The 19,425-nt window shown below is 58.9% G+C and carries 24 protein-coding genes and 3 pseudogenes; 16 read left to right on the top strand and 11 right to left on the bottom strand.

The window, feature by feature from the left end; all coding sequences use genetic code 11:
• Nucleotides 1–17: 17 nt before the first annotated feature.
• From MesoLj_RS22270 to MesoLj_RS22240, 7 genes are all read left to right on the top strand, one after another.
• On the top strand, nucleotides 18–218 hold the full coding sequence (locus MesoLj_RS22270) for a hypothetical protein (protein ID WP_202322511.1): 201 nt from the start codon (nucleotides 18–20) through the stop codon (nucleotides 216–218).
• A 328-nt stretch (nucleotides 219–546) separates the two neighbouring features.
• Nucleotides 547–1,521 carry an HlyD family secretion protein gene (locus MesoLj_RS22265; protein ID WP_244735133.1) on the top strand — a complete coding sequence of 325 codons (975 nt, stop codon included), beginning with the start codon at nucleotides 547–549 and terminating at the stop codon, nucleotides 1,519–1,521.
• Nucleotides 1,518–3,110: a DHA2 family efflux MFS transporter permease subunit gene (locus MesoLj_RS22260; protein WP_202322508.1), complete on the top strand. Its 1,593-nt coding sequence runs from the start codon at nucleotides 1,518–1,520 to the stop codon at nucleotides 3,108–3,110. Before MesoLj_RS22265 ends, MesoLj_RS22260 begins: the two co-directional genes overlap by 4 nt.
• Before the next feature lie 68 nt (nucleotides 3,111–3,178).
• Nucleotides 3,179–3,496 (top strand): plasmid stabilization protein, encoded by a 318-nt coding sequence (locus tag MesoLj_RS22255; protein ID WP_202322498.1) that lies wholly within the window; start codon nucleotides 3,179–3,181, stop codon nucleotides 3,494–3,496.
• 17 nt (nucleotides 3,497–3,513) lie between these two features.
• Nucleotides 3,514–3,957, top strand: a complete 444-nt coding sequence (locus tag MesoLj_RS22250) for a PPC domain-containing DNA-binding protein (protein ID WP_202322496.1) — start codon at nucleotides 3,514–3,516, stop codon at nucleotides 3,955–3,957.
• On the top strand, nucleotides 3,950–4,381 hold the full coding sequence (locus MesoLj_RS22245; protein ID WP_244735132.1) for a GFA family protein: 432 nt from the start codon (nucleotides 3,950–3,952) through the stop codon (nucleotides 4,379–4,381). The genes MesoLj_RS22250 and MesoLj_RS22245 overlap by 8 nt, the downstream gene beginning before the upstream one ends.
• A gap of 24 nt (nucleotides 4,382–4,405) precedes the next feature.
• Nucleotides 4,406–4,825 carry an HD domain-containing protein gene (locus MesoLj_RS22240; protein ID WP_202322495.1) on the top strand — a complete coding sequence of 140 codons (420 nt, stop codon included), beginning with the start codon at nucleotides 4,406–4,408 and terminating at the stop codon, nucleotides 4,823–4,825.
• A gap of 9 nt (nucleotides 4,826–4,834) precedes the next feature.
• Here the strand turns inward: MesoLj_RS22240 and MesoLj_RS22235 are convergent, their stop codons facing one another.
• The 5 genes from MesoLj_RS22235 to MesoLj_RS22215 form a co-directional block, all read right to left on the bottom strand.
• A complete protein-coding gene (locus MesoLj_RS22235; RefSeq protein ID WP_244735131.1) occupies nucleotides 4,835–5,149 on the bottom strand; it encodes a DUF427 domain-containing protein in 315 nt (104 codons plus the stop codon).
• A complete protein-coding gene (locus MesoLj_RS22230) occupies nucleotides 5,142–5,330 on the bottom strand; it encodes a DUF2934 domain-containing protein (RefSeq protein ID WP_202322493.1) in 189 nt (62 codons plus the stop codon). The genes MesoLj_RS22235 and MesoLj_RS22230 overlap by 8 nt, the downstream gene beginning before the upstream one ends.
• Before the next feature lie 951 nt (nucleotides 5,331–6,281).
• Nucleotides 6,282–7,631 carry a PQQ-dependent sugar dehydrogenase gene (locus MesoLj_RS22225; protein ID WP_446720250.1) on the bottom strand — a complete coding sequence of 450 codons (1,350 nt, stop codon included), beginning with the start codon at nucleotides 7,629–7,631 and terminating at the stop codon, nucleotides 6,282–6,284.
• Nucleotides 7,628–8,074 carry a DUF2231 domain-containing protein gene (locus MesoLj_RS22220; RefSeq protein WP_202322491.1) on the bottom strand — a complete coding sequence of 149 codons (447 nt, stop codon included), beginning with the start codon at nucleotides 8,072–8,074 and terminating at the stop codon, nucleotides 7,628–7,630. The genes MesoLj_RS22225 and MesoLj_RS22220 overlap by 4 nt, the downstream gene beginning before the upstream one ends.
• 604 nt (nucleotides 8,075–8,678) lie before the next feature.
• Nucleotides 8,679–9,215: a hypothetical protein gene (locus MesoLj_RS22215; RefSeq protein WP_342215771.1), complete on the bottom strand. Its 537-nt coding sequence runs from the start codon at nucleotides 9,213–9,215 to the stop codon at nucleotides 8,679–8,681.
• Between MesoLj_RS22215 and MesoLj_RS36370 the strand changes: the two are divergent.
• Nucleotides 9,165–9,376: pseudogene (locus MesoLj_RS36370) on the top strand (thiamine pyrophosphate-requiring protein); the annotation flags it as partial. The gene MesoLj_RS22215 and the pseudogene MesoLj_RS36370 overlap by 51 nt on opposite strands.
• A 33-nt stretch (nucleotides 9,377–9,409) precedes the next feature.
• On the opposite strand, the pseudogene MesoLj_RS22210 reads toward MesoLj_RS36370, so the two are convergent.
• From MesoLj_RS22210 to MesoLj_RS22190, 5 genes and pseudogenes are all read right to left on the bottom strand, one after another.
• Nucleotides 9,410–9,653: pseudogene (locus MesoLj_RS22210) on the bottom strand (chloride channel protein); the annotation flags it as partial.
• Nucleotides 9,654–9,702: 49 nt separating this feature from the next.
• Nucleotides 9,703–10,014 carry a hypothetical protein gene (locus tag MesoLj_RS36365; protein ID WP_244735130.1) on the bottom strand — a complete coding sequence of 104 codons (312 nt, stop codon included), beginning with the start codon at nucleotides 10,012–10,014 and terminating at the stop codon, nucleotides 9,703–9,705.
• A gap of 788 nt (nucleotides 10,015–10,802) precedes the next feature.
• Nucleotides 10,803–11,382, bottom strand: a pseudogene (locus MesoLj_RS22200) (ATP-binding protein); the annotation flags it as partial.
• A gap of 428 nt (nucleotides 11,383–11,810) precedes the next feature.
• Nucleotides 11,811–13,442, bottom strand: a complete 1,632-nt coding sequence (gene groL, locus MesoLj_RS22195) for a chaperonin GroEL (protein ID WP_202322490.1) — start codon at nucleotides 13,440–13,442, stop codon at nucleotides 11,811–11,813.
• 56 nt (nucleotides 13,443–13,498) lie between these two features.
• On the bottom strand, nucleotides 13,499–13,813 hold the full coding sequence (locus MesoLj_RS22190) for a co-chaperone GroES (RefSeq protein WP_202327399.1): 315 nt from the start codon (nucleotides 13,811–13,813) through the stop codon (nucleotides 13,499–13,501).
• A gap of 336 nt (nucleotides 13,814–14,149) precedes the next feature.
• Between MesoLj_RS22190 and MesoLj_RS22185 the strand changes: the two genes are divergently transcribed.
• The 8 genes from MesoLj_RS22185 to MesoLj_RS22150 all read left to right on the top strand — a co-directional run bounded on the left by MesoLj_RS22185 (nucleotide 14,150) and on the right by MesoLj_RS22150 (nucleotide 18,784).
• Nucleotides 14,150–14,497 (top strand): hypothetical protein, encoded by a 348-nt coding sequence (locus MesoLj_RS22185; protein ID WP_202322485.1) that lies wholly within the window; start codon nucleotides 14,150–14,152, stop codon nucleotides 14,495–14,497.
• A 22-nt stretch (nucleotides 14,498–14,519) separates the two neighbouring features.
• Complete coding sequence (locus MesoLj_RS22180; protein ID WP_202322483.1) at nucleotides 14,520–14,789, top strand: usg protein; 270 nt, start codon at nucleotides 14,520–14,522, stop codon at nucleotides 14,787–14,789.
• A 585-nt stretch (nucleotides 14,790–15,374) separates the two neighbouring features.
• Nucleotides 15,375–15,689: a DUF982 domain-containing protein gene (locus MesoLj_RS22175; protein ID WP_202322481.1), complete on the top strand. Its 315-nt coding sequence runs from the start codon at nucleotides 15,375–15,377 to the stop codon at nucleotides 15,687–15,689.
• Between the two features lie 598 nt (nucleotides 15,690–16,287).
• Nucleotides 16,288–16,755: an Hsp20 family protein gene (locus tag MesoLj_RS22170; protein WP_202327397.1), complete on the top strand. Its 468-nt coding sequence runs from the start codon at nucleotides 16,288–16,290 to the stop codon at nucleotides 16,753–16,755.
• A gap of 74 nt (nucleotides 16,756–16,829) precedes the next feature.
• Nucleotides 16,830–17,339: an Hsp20/alpha crystallin family protein gene (locus MesoLj_RS22165; protein WP_202322479.1), complete on the top strand. Its 510-nt coding sequence runs from the start codon at nucleotides 16,830–16,832 to the stop codon at nucleotides 17,337–17,339.
• A 493-nt stretch (nucleotides 17,340–17,832) separates the two neighbouring features.
• Complete coding sequence (locus MesoLj_RS22160; RefSeq protein ID WP_202322477.1) at nucleotides 17,833–18,045, top strand: hypothetical protein; 213 nt, start codon at nucleotides 17,833–17,835, stop codon at nucleotides 18,043–18,045.
• Nucleotides 18,046–18,177: 132 nt separating this feature from the next.
• Entirely contained in the window at nucleotides 18,178–18,510 is a 333-nt protein-coding gene (locus tag MesoLj_RS22155) for a DUF982 domain-containing protein (RefSeq protein WP_202322475.1), read from the top strand.
• Complete coding sequence (locus MesoLj_RS22150; protein WP_342215770.1) at nucleotides 18,488–18,784, top strand: DUF982 domain-containing protein; 297 nt, start codon at nucleotides 18,488–18,490, stop codon at nucleotides 18,782–18,784. Before MesoLj_RS22155 ends, MesoLj_RS22150 begins: the two co-directional genes overlap by 23 nt.
• Before the next feature lie 353 nt (nucleotides 18,785–19,137).
• Here the strand turns inward: MesoLj_RS22150 and MesoLj_RS22145 are convergent, their stop codons facing one another.
• Nucleotides 19,138–19,359 (bottom strand): DUF768 domain-containing protein, encoded by a 222-nt coding sequence (locus MesoLj_RS22145; protein WP_202322471.1) that lies wholly within the window; start codon nucleotides 19,357–19,359, stop codon nucleotides 19,138–19,140.
• Nucleotides 19,360–19,425: the final 66 nt, after the last annotated feature.

Below are 19,425 nucleotides of genomic sequence, written 5' to 3'. Positions count from 1 at the left end.
CAGACAGGAAATGACCTATGAGCGACGATCGGCATAACGATCCCGGAGACGACAGGCGCAGCCAGCCTGCCGACAGCGAGGACGGGCGTGTCTTTTCGGCGCACCAGGCGCGGCAGGGCGAGATCATTCTGCGGGCCTGCGCGCGTCGGATCATATTCATCCCAGGCCTTGTGGGTATCCTGGTCCTGGCGGTCGTGGTCAGGTTCGCAATCGGCTGACCGGCCTTACCTGACGTGCATCGAGTCGGCTTGCCAGGAACTTTTCCAAACAGTTGTCGTTGACTCGCCGCTGCCAGAATGCGGTCGTCGCTTTCTTGAGAGTTCTCCCGTGGACGCCAAAACCGAAACCAAAGAATCCGACGAAACCAGCGATACGCGGGGCTCATCGCGCAAAGTCAAATCCGACGCCTCGCCAAAACGCAGGAACGATACGGCTGAGGCCGACACCCCAGAGCCCAAAAAGCCCGACGCGAAGGCGGAAAAACCAAAGCCCAGTCTGCTGAGCTTCCCACGACGGCACCCCTTCATCTCCATCGCGATTCTGATCGTGTTGCTGCTCGCTGCCGTCGGGTTAATCCTGTGGTGGCTGAACGCGCGCCAGTATGAATCGACCGACGACGCTTTCATCGATGCCCGCACCGTAACGATCGGCGCCGAGATATCGGGCCGCATCACCGATGTCGCGGTGACCGATAACCAGCCTGTGAAAGCCGGCGACGTGCTGTTGCGCATCGACGATAGCGACTATCAGGCGTCCCTCAAGCAGGCGGATGCAGCAGTCGCATCCGCGGAGGCCGATATCGTCGACGTGGCGGCCCAGATCGAGGCGCAGAACGCCAAAGTCGATGAAGCGCAGAAGCAGGTTGCGCAGGCGCAGGCCGCGCTCGATTTCGCCAAGGCCGAAGACAAGCGCAACAGCGAACTGCTGGCGAAGGGCGCGGGCACACAGCAGCAGGCACAGCAGGCCTCATCGACGTTGCGGCAGGATCAGGCGGCATTCGACAGTGCCGAGGCCAGCGTCGCCGCCGCCAAGAACCAGATCACCGTACTGCAGGCGCAGGGAAAGAGTTCCCAAGCCAAACTCGAACAGTCCAAGGCCAGCCAGGACCAGGCGCGCACAACTCTGTCGCGCGTCACCGTGGTGGCGCCTGTCGCCGGCCGCGCCACCAGCATTTCAGCGGCCAAGGGCACTTACGCCCAGCCCGGCCAGGTGCTGATGATGTTCGTGCCCAATGACGTCTGGATCAAGGCCAATTTCAAGGAAACGCAGATCGATCTGATGCGGGCCGGCCAGCCCGTCGACATCGATATCGACGCCTATCCCGACAAGACATTCCGGGGTCGCGTGGACAGCATCCAGGCTGGCAGCGGCACGGCGTTCAGCGTGCTGCCGGCAGAGAATGCGACCGGGAATTTCGTCAAGGTCGTGCAACGCGTGCCGGTCAAGATCGTCTTCGACAACCCGCCGGACGTGCTGCTTGGACCGGGCCTTTCCGTCGTGCCAACGGTCAAGGTGCGGTGAGCGATCAGGCACAGACGCAAGGCGACGAAAGCCGGTCGGCCGCCGGCGGCCGCAATCCGTGGATCATCGCTGCCGTCGTGTCGATCGCCACCTTCATGCTGGTGCTCGACACATCCATCGCCAACGTCGCCTTGCGCAACATCGCCGGCAGCCTCGCGGCGAGCATGGACGAAAGCACGTGGATCATCACCACCTATCTCGTCGCCAATTCCGTGATCATTCCGATCAGCGGATGGCTATCCAGCGTGATTGGCCGCAAGCGCTATTACATGATCTGCGTCGCGACCTTCACGCTCGCATCGCTGCTTTGCGGGCTGGCGACAAACCTGCCGATGCTGATCGTCTTCCGCATTCTCCAGGGACTCGGCGGCGGAGGCATGGCGCCGAGCGAGCAGTCCATTCTTGCCGACATGTTCCCGCCGGCCAAGCGTTCGCAGGCCTTCGCGCTTTACGGCATCGCCGTCATCGTCGCGCCCACCGTCGGACCGACGATCGGTGGCTGGCTGACCGACAATTTCTCCTGGCATTGGATTTTCTTCATCAACGTGCCGTTCGGCATCATGTCGCTTGCCCTTGTGCAATGGCTTGTCGTCGAACCCGACGTGCTCGAGCGCGAACGCAAGGAACGGCTCAAGGGCGGCCTGAAAATCGACTGGGTCGGATTCATCCTGGTCGCGATGGCGCTGGGCTGCCTGGAAATCTTCCTTGACGAGGGCCAGCGCAATGACTGGTTCCAATCGAGTCTCATAACCACCTTTGCCGTCATCTCGGCAGTTGCATTCCTCATCCTCATCCCATGGGAGTTTCGCAATCGCGACCCGATCGTCGACATGCGGCTGATTTTCAGCCGACAGTTCGGCACCGCCTTCATCGTGATGATGGCCGTCGGCGCAGTCCTGTTCAGCACCACCCAGATATTGCCGCAGCTGCAGCAGGAGACATTCGACTATACCGCGACGCTGTCGGGGCTCTCGATGATGCCGGGGGGCATCGCCATGCTGATGCTGATGCCCATCTCCGGATTCGCCTCCGGCATGGTGCAGCCGAAATATCTCATCATGATCGGCATGGCGGCTGTCGCGGTTGGGTTATGGCACCTGACGACGCTATCAGGCGATGCCGGCCTCAGCTATTTCGTCTACGCCCGCATCTTCATCACAATCGGATTGCCCTTCCTGTTCATTCCGATCTCGACGGCTGCCTATGTCGGATTGCGACCGCAAGAGACCAACCAGGCCTCTGCCCTGATCAACGTGGCCCGCAACATCGGCGGCAGCATAGGTGTGTCACTGTCGAACACCGTCATCGCGCAGAACGCGCAGATCCATCAGTCGAACCTGGTCGCTCACACCGCACAGTCATCCTCGGCTTACCAGAACGCGTTGCAGCAGGCGACGCAGCATTTCGCTTCGCAAGAAGCGCCTATAATAGAGGCGAAGCAGCAGGCAATCGGCTGGCTGGCGCAGATAATCGGCCGCCAGGCTTCCCTGCTCGCCTATATCGACGTCTTTCGCTACAGCGCCATAATCACAGCCCTGCTGGTACCGATTGCCCTGCTGCTGCGCTCGCCAAAATCTGGGAAAAATTAGCCGCTATCTCCGGTTGGAACCTGAGCGCCGGCATTACGTTCAAACTTCGTCGAAGAGGAGAAACTATCATGCCACGAGGCGACAAATCGAAGTACACCGACAAGCAGGAACGCAAGGCCGACCATATTGCCGAGGGTTATGAGAAGGGGGGGATCTCCGACAAGGAGGCCGAACGGCGCGCGTGGGCGACGGTGAACAAGGACGACGGCGGCGGCAAAAAGGAAGGCGGCTCCGGGCGCGGTGAGCACACGGGTCACCCAGCCGCGCACAAGGGTGGCAGGATCGGCGGCAAGGCATCGGCATCGCGGTCAGCCGCCAGCCGTTCGGAATCGGCAAAGAAGGCTGCGGCGACCCGGAAACGCAATGCCGAGAATCGCGCTCAATAACCGGTCTGGATTGAGCTATGAAAGCGCAGCTCGTCAATGAAGTCGGCGAACAAAGAACCTTCGTCGTGGTGCTCGATCCCGGTGAAGAGGCGTTCGGTGCGCTGACCGCATTCGCGGCTGAGCAAAGGATTGGCAGCGCGTCCCTGACAGCCATCGGTGCGTTCGAAAGAGCCACCGTCGGCTGGTTCGACCTGAACACGAAGTCCTATCGCAAAATCCGCGTTGACGAACAATGCGAAGTGCTGAGCGCGATCGGCGATATAGCGCTGGGCGACGATGGCAAGCCCAGCCTTCATGTCCATGCAGTGCTTGGATTGAGCGATGGGACCACCAGGGGCGGGCATTTGCTTGAGGGCACCGTTCGGCCAACGCTTGAGGTGACGTTGGTGGAATCGCCTGGTCATCTGCGCCGCCGCAAGCGTGCCGGATTGGGCGTCGCTCTGATCGATCTGGATGGCTAACGTCGGCGGCCGAGATTCCGGCAACGGCATGCCCATGCTCGGTGGCTGTCTTTGCGGCAATATCCGTTTCAGCGTCAGCAGCGAACCGAGAGTCCACTACTGCCATTGCGACATGTGCCGGCGCGCGACCGGCAGTGCCTTCGCGGTGCTGGCATGGTTGCCGTCCGAAAGCGTGACCTGGATTGCCGCAGCACCAACCTATCGCCGGTCATCGCCGATTGCCCAGAGGGGATTCTGCCCGGCCTGCGGCTCGCCGCTTAGCCTCGCGTACGACGCTTCACCCGGCGAAATCGCCTTGCATGTCGGCACATTCGACAATCCGGGGCGACTGGAACCTCGCTACAATTATGGCTCGAGGCAGCGACTCGGTTGGGTTTGTTGCGGATTGGACCTGCCGCACCACGACACCGAAGAGCAATGGTGAAGCCATGCCACGGAGCCGAAGCAGATGAGCATTCTCTACCGGGCAGCCAAGATCGCCGAGGACGTTCACGCCGGCCAGCACGACAAGACCGGGCGGCCCTATATCGAGCATTGCCGCCGTGTCGCCGATGCCGTCGAAACCATCGACCAGAAAGCTGTAGCCTATCTCCATGATGTGCTGGAAAAAGGTGACGGCTGGAGCCGGACCAGGATCGAGCAGGCAGGTTTTGGTCCGGCGATTGCTTCTGCAGTCGACGCCATGTCGCGCAGGGATGGCGAGGACTATTTTGCCTTCGTGCGGCGGGCGGCATCGAATCCATTGGCGCTGCCGGTCAAGCGTGCGGATCTGGAAGACAACATCTGGCAATCGCAGCAGATCGGAGCGTCGGCGGCCAGATACGAAGAGGGTCTGTGCATCCTCTACAAGGAACTCCCGCGTCGCTAGTGCCGCCCTTCATTCCTGTTCGATTATATGAGGCGTATGCCGTTTGTCTTCCGACGGCTCGACTTCGATCCGCACCTTTTCAGGATCGAACGCGCCGTGGCCCGCGATCGCCCTCGCCCCAGTGTCTGGTGTCTCATACGCCCACAGGACGTCGTTCGCCGAACTGCCCACGGCATGGACGCGCCAATAGCTTGCCGTGCCTTTCAGCGGGCATTCGCTCGTGGTGTTGGTCTTTTCGAAAAGCTCGAAATAGATGTCCTCGAACGGGATGAGGCCTCCTCCGGTTGCAGCGTATTTGGTTGCTTTGGCAAGGCCTTCAACCACTGGTGCCTTTTGAGCCAACTCCAACCACTGGACCGGCCTCCCTGCGTTCAGTCTCCGGGCCTTCCGCTTCTATTTCCTGCACGGCCTTATCCCAGTGCTCCTGGGCGCGGCCGGCTGGGCGCCCTTCCCGTTCCCAGATTTCGTAGGCTCGCCGTTTGATGCGCTCTTCTCTGCTGTCCATGGTTTGATCCTCCGATACTCCAATTCCAATTCGGCAGGATATTTTTAGTTCCTCTCTGGCCCCGAGGAGAACGGCTTGGGGGCGTTGAAATCTGTCAGATGAGTTCGGTTGGTAATTTTTCGTACAAAAATTTTGCGTGACACTGCAGCGCCGGCAGATTTATGAATTGGCCTCTGCGCACGGGCAACCACCCGATGCATGCCGCCCAATGCCTAATTGCCCGCAGTGTGAGCTGTGGCGATGCCACGGTGACGCCATGCGAGAATTTGCCGAAGGACATTGACGCTGACGTGGTGATCGAAATCGGCAGGCTGCTCGAGGAGAACCGCGTTTGTTCCCGTCCGGGTCCATGAGCTTGCAGCCAGGGTAAGGCGGAAAGTGACGACACGGTCGCCTGACTCCTCAATCGAGGAACTGATCGTTGAGATGGCCTCGGCGCGACAGCTGGCCATCGGGCTTCGATCTGCCCGACACTGAAAATGTGGTGCAAATCCCGGTGCACCGCCCCAAACGCTAGAACAGCTGCTGAATTCCAGCTTAGTCCGTCCAACCGGCCGCCGAGCGGCGCGGGGAACTTAACGTAGAGGCGCCTGATCGCCTCGACCTTCAGGCGGAGCCGTTGGCCCTCGGGATAGGTAAGCGGCAAGGGATTCGAGATCGAACTGACTGGTGGTTTCCTGACCATCGTTCATCGCACGAGCCATTCGCCGCACGCTTCAACGACCTCAATTTGGGATACGACATTGCTTCCGTTCTGGGGGTTATCCACGGCATCCTCCCAAGGCTAACGAAACCGTATTTATCCCACCAACCCGCAGTTTCGTCATTCAAAATTGATGCGTTTTCACTATACGAATCTTACTAAGCGGTTTGTCCTCGCCCAACTTTCGTGAGCTGGGAATTCTCGATACGGAGGACACAAAGCCTTGAGCGCTCGATTCCGATGCATGGCTACTGGCTTGCCGATGTCACTCGCCAAACGGTGTTGCCAACATCGTCAGCGATCAACAACGCGCCCGCTTTGTCGAAAGCAACGCCGACTGGCCGTCCATGCGCCTGATTGTCGTTGTCAAGGAAACCGGTGACTATATCCTGTGGCTTGCCGTGGGGGTGGCCATCTTTGAAGGCGACGAACACGACCTTGTAGCCGTTGAACTTCTTGCGATTCCAGCTGCCATGCTCGCCGACAAACGCGCCGTTGCGATAGGCCTCGGGGAGGTTGGTTCCAGCGTAGAAGGCCAGACCCAGAGGCGCGACATGGGAACTCAGGGCATAGTCCGGAGGGATCGCCCTGGCGACCAGATCCGGCCGCTGCGGCATCACGCGCGGATCGACATGCTGGCCGTAGTAGCTGTACGGCCAGCCGTAGAATGCGCCATCCTTGACCGATGTCATATAATCGGGAACGAGATTGGGACCGAGTTCGTCACGCTCGTTGATCACAGCCCACAGCGCCCCGCTCTGTGGCTCAAAGCTCAGGCCGTTGGGATTGCGCAGTCCACTTGCGAAAATGCGATGGCGGCCTGTGGCCCTGTCGACCTCCCAGATGGCGGCACGATCCTTTTCGGCCTGTATGCCATTCTCGGTGATGTTGCTGTTGGAGCCGACGCCGACATAGAGCAACGATCCGTCGGGACTAGCGACCAGGGACTTGGTCCAATGATGATCGATAGGCCCGCCGGGAAGCGGCGTCAAAACAGTCCCCGGCGCCGTGATCTTGGTGTCGCCAGGCGCGTAGGGATAACGCACGATGGCGTCGGTGTTGGCGACATAGAGATCGTTGCCGACCAGAGCTACACCGAAGGGCGAATTGAGATGGTCGAGGAACACGTCTTGCACGTCAGGCACGCCATCGCCGTTGGTATCGCGCAGCAGCGTGATGCGGTTGCTTCCTTCGGTGCCGCCGCCCGACGTCGCCATTGACTCGATCCAACCCATGATCAGGTCTTTCGGCCGCTTCATCGGGGCGCCGGGCGGGGCCACGGACTCGACGACCAGAACGTCGCCGTTGGGCAATGTGTAGAGCGAACGCGGATGCTTCAGGCCTTTGGCGAAAGCCTTGATCTGCAAACCTTTGGCGACGATTGGTGTCTCATCCTGTTTCCAGCCGATGATTGACGCGATATGCATCGGCGGGACTAGATATTGGGACGGCTCGGGCAGCGTCGGATTGGCTCCAACCTGATCACCGGGGTCCGGCTCGTTGTCGCTGCATGCGGGCAGCACCAGAAGCGATCCGCACAGAACGCCGAGGCTGGCGACGCGCTGGAAATTTCTTCTGGAAAACAACATAGCGCTCATTCGACGACCTCCACACGATTGCGGCTGGAACGCCATCCCAGCAGTCCGACGAGGAGCAGGACGATCACGGCCGCAGCAGACAAAGTCAGCCCTGTCGGCACGACCGAGGTCCAGGCATCACGGCTGTGCACCAGCGCATTGAAGAACGATATGACGAGCACAGCCACACCGCCGAGGAGATATGGCCACACAGGGCTATTCGCACGGGAAAGTCGACCGGTAAACAGATCGACGATCGCGGCCAGAACTGCAAGCACGCCTACCACCAGGCCGGCAAAGAGAAGCCAGGCGGAAAAGTCGGCCCACATCATCTCCGCGCTTCGCCAATAAGTGATATCGGTCAGCAAGGTGCCAATGAAGCACGCGTTGGCGACTGCCATCGGTGTTTTGTGAAGCGGACGCTTGGCGACCACGAGCATGGATTGTGCACTGGCCACGGACATCCTCCATCTTTCAAAGCCGGCCCTTGGCCCCAACCAACGTGCGGTTGAGAAGTTCCCGCACGGGTTTGCGTTCAAGAACTCGTGATGACGCTGATAGCCCGCCTGCTATCCGATCTCGGAGGTAGGCGACTACTGATTGCGGACATCATGCAGCGATCGAAACAACGCAGGCGGCTGCCTATGTACGGTTCTTACCAAATCGTTGGCAAAGATTGCCTGTTGAATGGCGCTGAATATTTTGGCAACGCGGCACCCCCAAATCATGCCGCAGTGGCCGGCGCGATGGCTCAGGCAATGGTGTCTCACCGCATCATAGTGCCGGCCACTTCGAAATGAACCTGATCCGATCAGTTCGAGGCGCGCTGCGCCTGCTCGAATTCAAGCGCCGGGCCGCTCCTGCCTTGAAGGGGTCTTTGAACCGAGATCTCCGACAAGCGGGCGATATTGGATTTTCCGGAGGACCGTAGGACCCCTGCGCCAACTTCAGAAGGCCATCGCGATCGCGGACCGTGATTTCGCCAATAGCCATAGCTCTCGATGATCTGGAGACCGACCGTGACGCCGGGACACCTCACGCCGAGCATGATGGACAGAAATTCATGGGTTATAACAAGCCTGTCGCCGATAGTGCGGTCCTCGCCAGTCGGACCTCCAGGCTTTGCCGGGCATTGATCGCTGCGGTGTAGCTCGTTTGAACATGAAAATATTGGACGTAGCGCAACAAGAACGGCCGCAAGGTGTGGCTGTCCTCCAAGGCCGCCAGGAATGGGCCGGTGGCTATCCGTGAGGCCTCGCTCGTCGACTGGATATAGCAATCGAAGTTTGCCTGGTCGTACCCCATGATCAGGGCCGATCCGTTCATACCTTCGAACCCGATGATCACGACTTCCGCCTCCTCTTTCCCTGACGTCTTCGCCACCACCGAGGCCAGCCCGCTTTCAAGAAAATAGACGGCTTCGATCTTTCGATCTGCAGTCTCCAACGGCGTGCACAACTCAAGAATACCCTCTCGAGATGTGGCTGCAAGCGCGCAAAATCGTCCGCGTTCATGCGGCGCAACAATTCGCTCTTGGCTTGCACGACCTGATGATCCATTGTCGGCCAGCAGGCGCGAGCAGCGATCGGCGGGCACTACCAACAAGAGGTCGACTCGCTTCCCTATTCAAGGACGTTGCCGGCGGTTACGTTCATCAGGCTGCCGTTCCCGGGCAGGTGCGTCATCTCGTCGACCGCGCTATTCGGATCGCGCTGGCAAATCGTACAGTAACGGCTTTGATCCTGCCGAACGACCTGCAGGACATCATCGCCGACTTCATGGGGAATCCAACCTGCTCAAGCGGACAGCACAAAGCCAAGCGGCGTCATCGCCAGCGGCAAATAGAAGCGCCAGCCGCCCGCACTGCCGATTACAACGTGGAACAAGGCCTGCGCCTGGTCGGCCAGCAGCGCGAACAACACGCTAATCAATCTGATCGAGATGGCGCCAGCCCAAAACACCAGTCGCGGCTGCCAGACGCGTCGCGAGCCCCACATCGAGCGAACGCCGCAGCCAACGGTATTTTCGGGGTGTGCCGGCCATGCCTCGTCGTCGAGATCAATCCCTAGGCCTAGCACAAGCGTGAAGTCGATCAAGCCAGCTTTTCGGCCGGTTTACCGCACAGGTATGGCTCCCATTGCCAAGGCAGTGGCCGAGGGAGTGAGGTCTCATTGGCGAGCCGAAAGATACTGTCCGCGATATGTTCCGCCGGCACGTGTGTTTTTAGAGGCCCAATTCTCACCATGGCCCTCTTGGTCGACGCATCAATCATGAAGGCTTTTCCTTTGGCGTCGGTCATCATAATCATGCAGTGTTTGATCGGCTTTGCCATTTTCATCATCTCGACGCCCATCTTGGCGTCTGGCATCATGGTTCCCATATGCCCATCCGGCATGATCGCCATCACTTCCCCGCCCCTTCATCATGGTCATTGTGCCCATCGCGTCTTCGGCAAACGCCTGAGATGAGGAAAGGCCGACGAGGCCAACGATGACAGCGAGCTTGATCGAATTCATTCTGCATACTCCCATTTAGCAAGGGCATGGTTCCCCTCTTCAGACTTCGAAGGTGCGATGGGAATCGTTACGACAACACGACTATGTGATCGGTTCCGGCGCGGCGGGAGATGGAGCGATCGGATTTCCTAAGTGGGGGGCAGAGATCAAAGCCGCACGCTAGAGGTCGCTGCCAGCCAATTTCGGCTATGCGCCCCTTCGTAGCTTCACGCGTGCGGGCTTTGGCAAGTCAGTCAGTAGAGATGTCCGCGACGGAACATTCGCGATGAGTCACTGCCGCATGCAAGGGATTACGGGTAGTGGGCCAGTTTCAAATTTGAGGCTGAAATTCAAAGGTGCGCGGACCAGTCGGGCGCATTCAGAAGCCAGACGGTAAATAAGAACGCGATCAGCACTGCTAGCGCCGTCAGTAAGATGATCACCTCAGCCCTACTCATCGTCGCAAATCACAATTCACATGGTTGTGTTAGCCTTCAGTTCCTGCTTTTGCCGGGATAGGGAGTTTCGCGTCTATGGGGCAACTCGGTCTCCAGTGCGCAGTAACAGAGTTGGAGCGTGACGTCGAATGATCTCGTTTTTGACGCAAACTTGCTTGTTGGACCCTCGCCAGCGATGTCCACTTCACCGCTGAGATGATGGATATGAGGCGCAAAGCTGTCCAGCAACATTGGGGCCGAGTTGGACTGGCATTCGTGGCTCGGAGGTTTAACATCACGCGGGCGCCACGCTTCGGCGCTTCTTCAAGTGCGACCAGACCAATCTCATAAGAACCCTTGCCGTCAGAGGACCAGCGCCAGGCTTCCCCGCTGCCCGCCTGTCGACTGATCACGTCCACTCTGGCAGCCACCATGAAGGCGGAGTAAAAACCGACACCGAACTGGCCGATCAGCTGGGTTTCTTCGCTCGCCTACAGGCTTCGATACGCTCCATGAAGGCACGCGTGCCCGAGCGGGCGATGGTGCCAGCGCCTCCGCCATTTCGTCGCGGCTCATGCCCATGCCGTTGTCCTCCGCGATAAGCTGCTTTCTGTCGGGATCGGCGGCGAGGGTGATGCGCGTTTTCGGATCGTCACCAAGCAATTCGGGACGGCTGATCGATTCGTAGCGAAGCTTCTCGCAAGCATCAGCGGCGTTGGAGATCAGTTCGCGCAAGAAGACGTCACGGTCGGAATAGACCGAATGCACCATGATATGGAGCAGCCGTGCGACGTTCGCCTCGAATGTTCTCGTTTCCGTTGCGGTGGTATGTGTCGTCATCTCGACGCCAATGCTGTGTGCAAACTGTCAATTTCGATTTTGAATGGCAGGAAAGCGGAAAGCCTCAAGGTTCGGCTCCTCCTCTGGCAGCTTATCTGCTGGAAAGACCTCGCCAGAGGCGAGGCCTGCGATTCACGATCCGCTGCTCACGGATGTCGCCGATGCCGACACGTGCTGCGCGGCGAGGAACATCAATGTCGAGGCAGCCGTGCGACGGCTCCAACCGGCGGATTCGGCCATATCGAGCAGGCCATCGAGCAGCGGCTTTAGTACCTCCCTGCACTCCGTTTCGTGGGCCAGAAACTCATTCGCCGGGTGTGTCGGAGACGGAACGCTTCCAATACCTCTCATCATATTCATGGCATCCTCAGAAGTCGGCCTGATAGACGCCCGCTCCCAATCAGGGAGCGGGCAGTTTCATTAAGACTTCAGAAGTCCATTCCGCCACCGCCCGACATTGCAGGGAGCGGCGCCTCCTTCTTCGGCTTCTCGGCCACCATCGCCTCGGTGGTCACGAGCAGGCCGGCAACGGATGCGGCATCTTGCAAGGCGGTGCGCACCACCTTAGCCGGATCGATCACACCCTGCTTGAAGAGATCGCCGAACTCGTTGGTCTGGGCATTCCAGCCCCAGCCGAACTCGCTCTTCTCGCGCAGCTTGCCAACGATGATCGAACCTTCCGCGCCGGCATTCTCAGCGATCTGGCGCACCGGGGTTTCGATGGCACGTCGCACGATGTCCACGCCGGTCTTCTGGTCGGCATTGTCGGTCTGCACCACATCGAGGGCCTTCGCTGCACGAAGCAGCGCGACACCGCCGCCCGGCAAGACGCCTTCCTCGACCGCCGCGCGGGTGGCATGCAGCGCGTCGTCGACGCGGTCCTTCCGTTCCTTGACCTCGACCTCGGTCGAACCGCCGACGCGTATGACGGCAACGCCGCCGGCGAGCTTGGCCAGCCGTTCCTGCAGCTTCTCGCGGTCGTAGTCGGAAGTCGTTTCCTCTATCTGTGCCTTAATCTGGGCGACACGACCTTGGATCTCCTCCTTCTTGCCGACGCCGTCGACAATCGTGGTGTTCTCCTTCTCGATCACCACCTTCTTGGCACGGCCGAGCATCTGCAGCGTCACGTTTTCCAGCTTGATGCCAAGGTCTTCCGAGATGGCCGTACCGCCGGTGAGAATGGCGATGTCCTCCAGCATGGCCTTGCGGCGATCGCCGAAGCCAGGAGCCTTGACGGCCGCGACCTTGAGGCCACCGCGCAGCTTGTTGACGACCAGCGTCGCCAAAGCCTCGCCCTCGACATCCTCGGCTATGATCAGCAGCGGTTTGGACGACTGTACAACAGCCTCCAGCACCGGAAGCAGCGCCTGGAGATTGGACAGCTTCTTCTCGTGGATCAGCACATAGGGCTCGTCCAACTCGACGCGCATCTTGTCCTGATTGGTGATGAAGTAGGGGCTTAGATAGCCACGATCGAACTGCATACCTTCAACGACTTCCAGTTCAGTTTCCGCGGTCTTCGCTTCCTCGACGGTTATCACGCCCTCATTGCCGACTTTCTGCATCGCTTCCGCAAGGAAGCGGCCGATCTCGGCATCGCCATTGGCCGAGATGGTGCCGACCTGGGCGATCTCATCATTTCTGGTCACCTTGCGGGCGTTGGTCTTCAACTCCTGGACAATCGCCTCGACGGCCTTGTCGATGCCGCGCTTCAGATCCATTGGGTTCATCCCCGAGGCGACGGCCTTGGCGCCTTCCTTGACGATCGCCTGGGCGAGCACCGTTGCAGTCGTGGTGCCGTCGCCGGCAAGGTCGTTGGTCTTCGACGCGACCTCGCGCACCATCTGGGCGCCCATGTTCTCGAACTTGTCCTCGAGCTCGATTTCCTTGGCGACGGTGACGCCGTCCTTGGTGATGCGCGGGGCGCCGAATGATTTGTCGATGACGACATTGCGCCCCTTCGGACCGAGCGTCACCTTCACCGCATTGGCAAGGATGTCGACACCACGCAGCATCTTCTCGCGCGCTTCGGTATGAAATTTCACTTCCTTGGCAGCCATTGGATCACTCCTTCATCTAGGCAGCTTCAGTGACTGGATTGAATTCGAAGAAGCCGTCAGGCGGCCTTCTTCACTTCGGCGATATCGTCGATCACGCCCATCACGTCGCTTTCCTTCATGATGAGGAGGTCCTCCCCGTTCAGCTTGATCTCCGTGCCGGACCACTTGCCGAACAGGATGCGATCGCCCGCCTTGACGTCGAGAGGCGTGAGCTTGCCGCTGTCGTCACGGGCGCCTGGGCCGATGGCAACCACCTCGCCCTCCTGCGGCTTCTCCTTGGCGGTGTCGGGAATGATGATGCCGCCGGCCGTCTTCTCCCCGGCTTCGATGCGGCGGACCAGGATACGGTCATGCAATGGACGGAACGTCATATTGTTCTCCTTCAGGACAAACAGACCATTGAGATTCCTCCGCACCGGACCGGCAATGTCGGCCGGTGCGGCGCGCGGCGACCCTTGTTCAGGCATCGCGCACATCGAGCTAGTTTTGCATTTTTCGAGTTTCAAGAGGTCGCTGTAAAAATTTTGGCGCTATGCATTCAGGAGGTCTAGGGACGTGAAATCATGAAGCTATTTTGCTGCGCAGAGTGATTTTTCAGTCTTGAAATTCGATCGGAACTCCACAAAATTGCTTGCCGATACAGTTCCGGAAGGGTCCCTGCGACACCCACGGATGCCAAGGAGATTATTAGGAAGCGGAGCCAATCGATGGAACGAACCTTGTCGAAAATCATCCCTTCGTTTACCCCTGAAACCTCTGATCCTTCGCTTGACCGTCTGCTGTTTCCGGCGCGGCACTTTAGCCACCCCGATGAGGTGGTGGGAGATCGTACCCTCCACATCCAGGAAAAGCGGGCCATTCTTGCCTCTTGGGCTTCTGATGCCTGCGCCGTCGAATCCGTGCCTGCGCTGCGAAAACCGCCTGGTGCTTCGAGTCCGGTGACGTTTGACGCCGTGATGGATGCACTTCGCCGACTGGACGACAGTCGCACCGAGTTGGGCGGTAACCTCGAGCAGCGCCGGGTCCGAGATCGCCCGCAAAGACTCGATGCCTGAACGCGCGCGATAGGAGAGACGCATGGTCAGCAGGGAATTCCGGCTGCAGATGGAGGGCTACGGTCTCACAACTGCGGAGATCCACTATCACCTTCCCGATCATCCAAGCCTTTTGCAGCTTTACGTTTGGCAGGAATATGATCTCGCACCGGAATTCCCCACTCTGAAAGGGTTTCTGAATTACTGGGAGCGCGAACTTGAAGGCGCGCTGCATTCCGTGCGAGTCGCCCATCATCGCCTTATCCGGCCTTCCGAATGGCAGGCTGTAGACGACATCTTCACATTTCAATAGCCGGGCCCGGGCGCGTTGTGGCGATAGCGGTGCAGCAGTCACAACGCCAACAAATCCGATTCTACCCGGAGCGGTCCGATCCACTGAATTTGAGGAAGCAGTCGATCGAGCATTGCAAGGGGTGCCAGCTGGACTTCGCTCGATGCGCCTACAATTGAATGCCGCAGCCCTCTTCAGCTGTAGCGAACGGTCTTGCAGTCAAGAAACAGGAATCCGTGCGCTGGCGGGTTTGTACACGACGTCAGCAGGCTTCGTGTTTTTCATATTGTACTGGTCCAATGCGACTTGCCAAGCGGCAATAGGACTGTAGTTGCCCCGGATTGATAAAGGTGCTGGCGGTTCGCCGTCTCCCCCTTGAACTGAAAAGAGGCGTTTCCAATCTTTTTTCCAGTTACCCGAGCGCGGCTTGACGGATGTCAAGTCGAACCAAGACCGGATAAACCGCATGGACACGATTTTCCCGTTTCCACCCCGCTTTGCCGTGGCGCTCGCCAAGCTCGCGGTCAGGCTTTGCCGGGTGCGGACATCGTCTCGGCACAGGATGAGGCAGGACCAGATGCAGTACGGTTTGAAGGGAGGTCATCAATGAAAAGTGAGACGTTCAAACAGCCGGTTTTCGTAAGGGACGACGCCTACGGTGCCCAAAAGATCGGCTGCGTTATGGATGCGATAGAGTTTCTAGAAGAATGGCCGGTTGAAAGGCGCGGCCTTCTCCACGCAGCGGCGTCCGATGCATGCTATTCCGCTTACGATGGCCGGAAGTCTGTCGAGGCTGCGAACAAGGCCTTTACGAATTGGGCACGCAGGGTCGGCGTCATCGAGGACGTGCCCGTAGCGCCACAGTGGATGACGGGGCCGAAGATCGGCAGAGCAGACCCTCTTATGGAAAGTGATGGCTAAATTAACTGCGGTAATCTACCGCCGCAGCATCAGAGCGGCGCGTCACCGGGGCAATGGGCGCTGGAAAGCCAAGCCCTTACCGTTGCCTTCATACATTTCGGAGGACTTATTCGGCACATACAATTCGCCAAGCGATCGCACGGATGAGTGCGTCTGCCTGAATGGAAGCCGCAGACGGCATCTTCACCATTCAATAGCCAGCGCCGGGACCATTTGGCGGATCCACCAGGTCGGTTCGTCGTGGGGCTCGATCAGCTCGATTAACGCTGCCACAACGCCTCATCAAAGGCGGCCGATGCCTCTCTCAACTTCTTAAGCGAAGCACCGGACGCGATGATTTCGGCATCGTCGCGTTGTCCAGTGGGCGGAGGGGCGGGACAACATACTGGCGTGTTATGGTTTTTCCTTCGTCGAAAACCCGCGACACCAGCCATTTCGACGGCGGTCGCGAAACTGCCTTGGCGGTCCCTCTTGACGCAGCGGAAGTCAATTCCCAATTCATTCCTCGTCGGTTGCCGCACAAGGGGCCGATGTGTCAGGGAGCGCCAGGCTTCTTGGCGTTCCCTCGTATCTATGTTGCTCCAAGGAGGATGTAGTTATGAGAACGAACCTGGACTTTTCCCCCTTCTATCGGTCGAGCATCGGCTTTGACCGCATCTTCAACCTGCTCGAAAACGCCAGCCCCCCGCAGAACGCGGACAACTGGCCGCCCTATGATATTGCCAAGCTCGGCGAAGACACATACCGCATAGTGCTTGCGGTCGCCGGTTTCGGTGAAGAAGAGCTCACCATCACGCATGAGCCAAATATGCTCGTGATCGAGGGCGCCAGAACAGAGAACGACGAGGTCCAGTACCTCCACCACGGCCTAGCGCTCAGGCCGTTCGCGCGCCGCTTTGAACTGGCCGATCATGTGACCATTGTCGGGGCAAAGCTCGAAAATGGTCTTCTCATCATCGACCTGAAGAAAGAAATTCCCGAGGAGATGAAGCCGCGCCGCATCGCGATCAATGTCGAGACCGACAAGAAGGCGTCATCCAAGCGCATTGAAAGCGCGGCGGCCTGATCTTTGGCGCCCGGCACCCGGTCCTGTCGTGGGTGGGGTCCGGGTGCGACCCAAACATTGAAAGGAGAAGTCAAATGAGCGTACGTGACTTGATTCCCTGGAGCCGCGGCAGCAGCCAGGCACCAAGCATTTATCGCAACGACGACATGGATGCGTTCATGTCGCTGCACCGCAATGTCAACCGGCTATTCGACGAGGTGTTCCGCGGCTTTGACACACCTTCCGTATTGGGCCGTATGGCTCCTCTCAATGGCACTTGGCCAAGCGTGGAGTTCTCGGAAACCGATAAGGAAATTCGGGTGACGGCCGAAATCCCCGGCCTCGAGGAAAAGGACGTCGAAGTCATGCTCGATGATGGTGTTCTGACGCTTCGCGGCGAGAAGAAAGCGGAGACCGAGGACAAGGACCGGCAGTTCAGCGAACGCTACTATGGGCGCTTTGAGCGGCGCTTCAGCCTCGGTCGTGAGGTTGAAGACGACAAGGTGGCGGCGACATTCAACAACGGTGTGCTCACCGTGACACTGCCGAAGACCAAGAAGGCGCAGGCAAACGCCAAGCGCATTGCAATTAACGGCAACAAATGACCGTCGGGGAAAAGGCCGGGGCTCGATGAGCCCCGGTCCTCGCAGATGGCCAGGACGTCAAAAATGTCGGAGATACTCGAGCCAAACAAATGAGCCTACATCACCTCAACGTCTGGTGGACTCGCCTAAACCCGCGCACCGACGACGCGTTGACCAGACAGCCGAGATGGGACGGCCAATCCCGAATTCGTGGAGACGATTGTCGGCGAATGGCTTGTGACCGCAGATAGAGGGCCACGACATAGAGGTCATTAGGCACCCGATGGAGCCGCGGCGAGGGTAGACCCGGATTCCGTCTTCATGGCGGACGATTTGAGAGTGGTAGCCGTCGAACTTTACTTCGTGAATCCAGCAGCCGCCCTTTGGTGGTTCTCGCTCAGGGTTAGAAATAAGGCTAGATGAACTTTAAACGCATGCACAGTTCACGCAAACCGCAATCCAATAAACCGAAAATCAAAGTGCGCCAGCGGCGGCATGTCTGGTTATATGCGGCATGAAAACGACGGCTACATACGATTCGAAAGCGGATACATTTACGCTTAAGAAGGGCATATGGCAGGGTACATTCCCGATCGGCGATTTATCGGATTGGCTGAATTTCTATCGCCAGCAGATGGAACGGTACCCGACGCATGTGGCGAACTATGCGCCCGATGTGGAGGCGCTTGAAGGGCTCGCCAAGCAGATCGGCGCTAAGTTGCGCTGATCACTGGCCACTCAATTCGAGACCCTCTTGACGACGAAAATCCCCAAACCCATATCGACCTTGAACCAGGGACATTGCTGTAGGCCCCTGGCTCTCCTGAAACTCAATTGTTCGTTCGATTTGGAGGATCTAATGAACGACCGGATGTTCGACAGCCCTGTTTTCGTTAAAAGCGGAGGCAGCCTTATCCAGGAAATCGCATGCGTCGAGGACGCACTAGAATATCTCTACGAATGGCCGAGAAATAGGCGCGGACCGATCTACGAGACGGCGCTACGAGCCTGCCAAAGGGCATTCGACAGCGACTACCCCCGAAGGGCCGCGATGGACGCCTTCCGCGGTTTCGCGAAATCAGCCAAGATACTTGAGGAACCGAGCGCGCCGCCGCCATGGATGGTGAGCACCCGCGCCCGCGGTGGGCTTAGCCGCTTGAAGTCTCGCGATGGAGGTCGCGATGCTTTCTAAGCCGTTCGAAAAACCCATCCGGGTTTGGGTTGGGATGGGCTTCCCCCGCCAGATCAACACCGTAGTTGACGCGTATCAGTTTGCCAGCGATTGGTGCGGCAACAGTCCGGAGCAGAAAGCTGCGCTCCGCGCATGCAAGGCGGCGTTGGTTGGAGACATCGAGGCGGAAACGGCCAGGGGGATCTTCGCCGCGTTTGCCCGAAAGAAGGACATCCTTATCGAGGATGGAGATATGCCTCCACCCAATTGGGAGGCGAGGCCATCCCACGTCTGAAGCCGGCGAGGCGGCGGTCGACGCCGCCTCAGCCATCCCTCAGTGCTAAGGCGAAGTCTGGTGTCAGATGACTGGCCTGCTGCCGGTTTCGTGGATACCGAGATAGGTGTAAAGTTTGGTGACCATTGGCGTCCTCCGTTTTAGGCGCTCGCCGCACCGCGAGGACTACATTCCTGTCCTCCCCTCGCCTGAAACCAGCTTTAGGTTGTGTCTCGGATTTACGGCTTCTTGAAGCATGTTAGCGCATCGTAATAAGCGGACATGCTGAGTAGCTCGTACATGGCTAAGGCTCCGGCGATTCACCCTCCGCCGGGGCCTTTTTGCAGGCCTATGTCATAGCGCTGCAGTAAGGGTTAGTCGGGCAAGCCAGGGTGGTAATGCACAATGGCATCGAGGATCGTATGATAGAGGCTGTCGACCTCTTCATCGATCTCACCGCGAGTGATGCCAATTGACTTGGCATCCGCAGTCAGTTTGTGGGTGAGTTCGTCAACGGAAATGACATCGGCTCTCGGTGTCTCGGGGACGTTGTTGGCCAGCCATCGGTCCAGGAAGTCGATTCCGCAAGTGCTCATTGAGCATTAAGCTAGGCCGTATACCCATAAGCGAGCGACGTCTGAGAATGGTAAGAGGCGTCCGTC

The sequence above is a fragment of the Mesorhizobium sp. 113-3-9 genome (assembly GCF_016756515.1).
Classification (GTDB): Bacteria; Pseudomonadota; Alphaproteobacteria; order Rhizobiales; family Rhizobiaceae; genus Mesorhizobium.
Note: the sequence above shows the minus strand (reverse complement) of the source record. Positions and strands in the feature narration are given on the sequence as shown.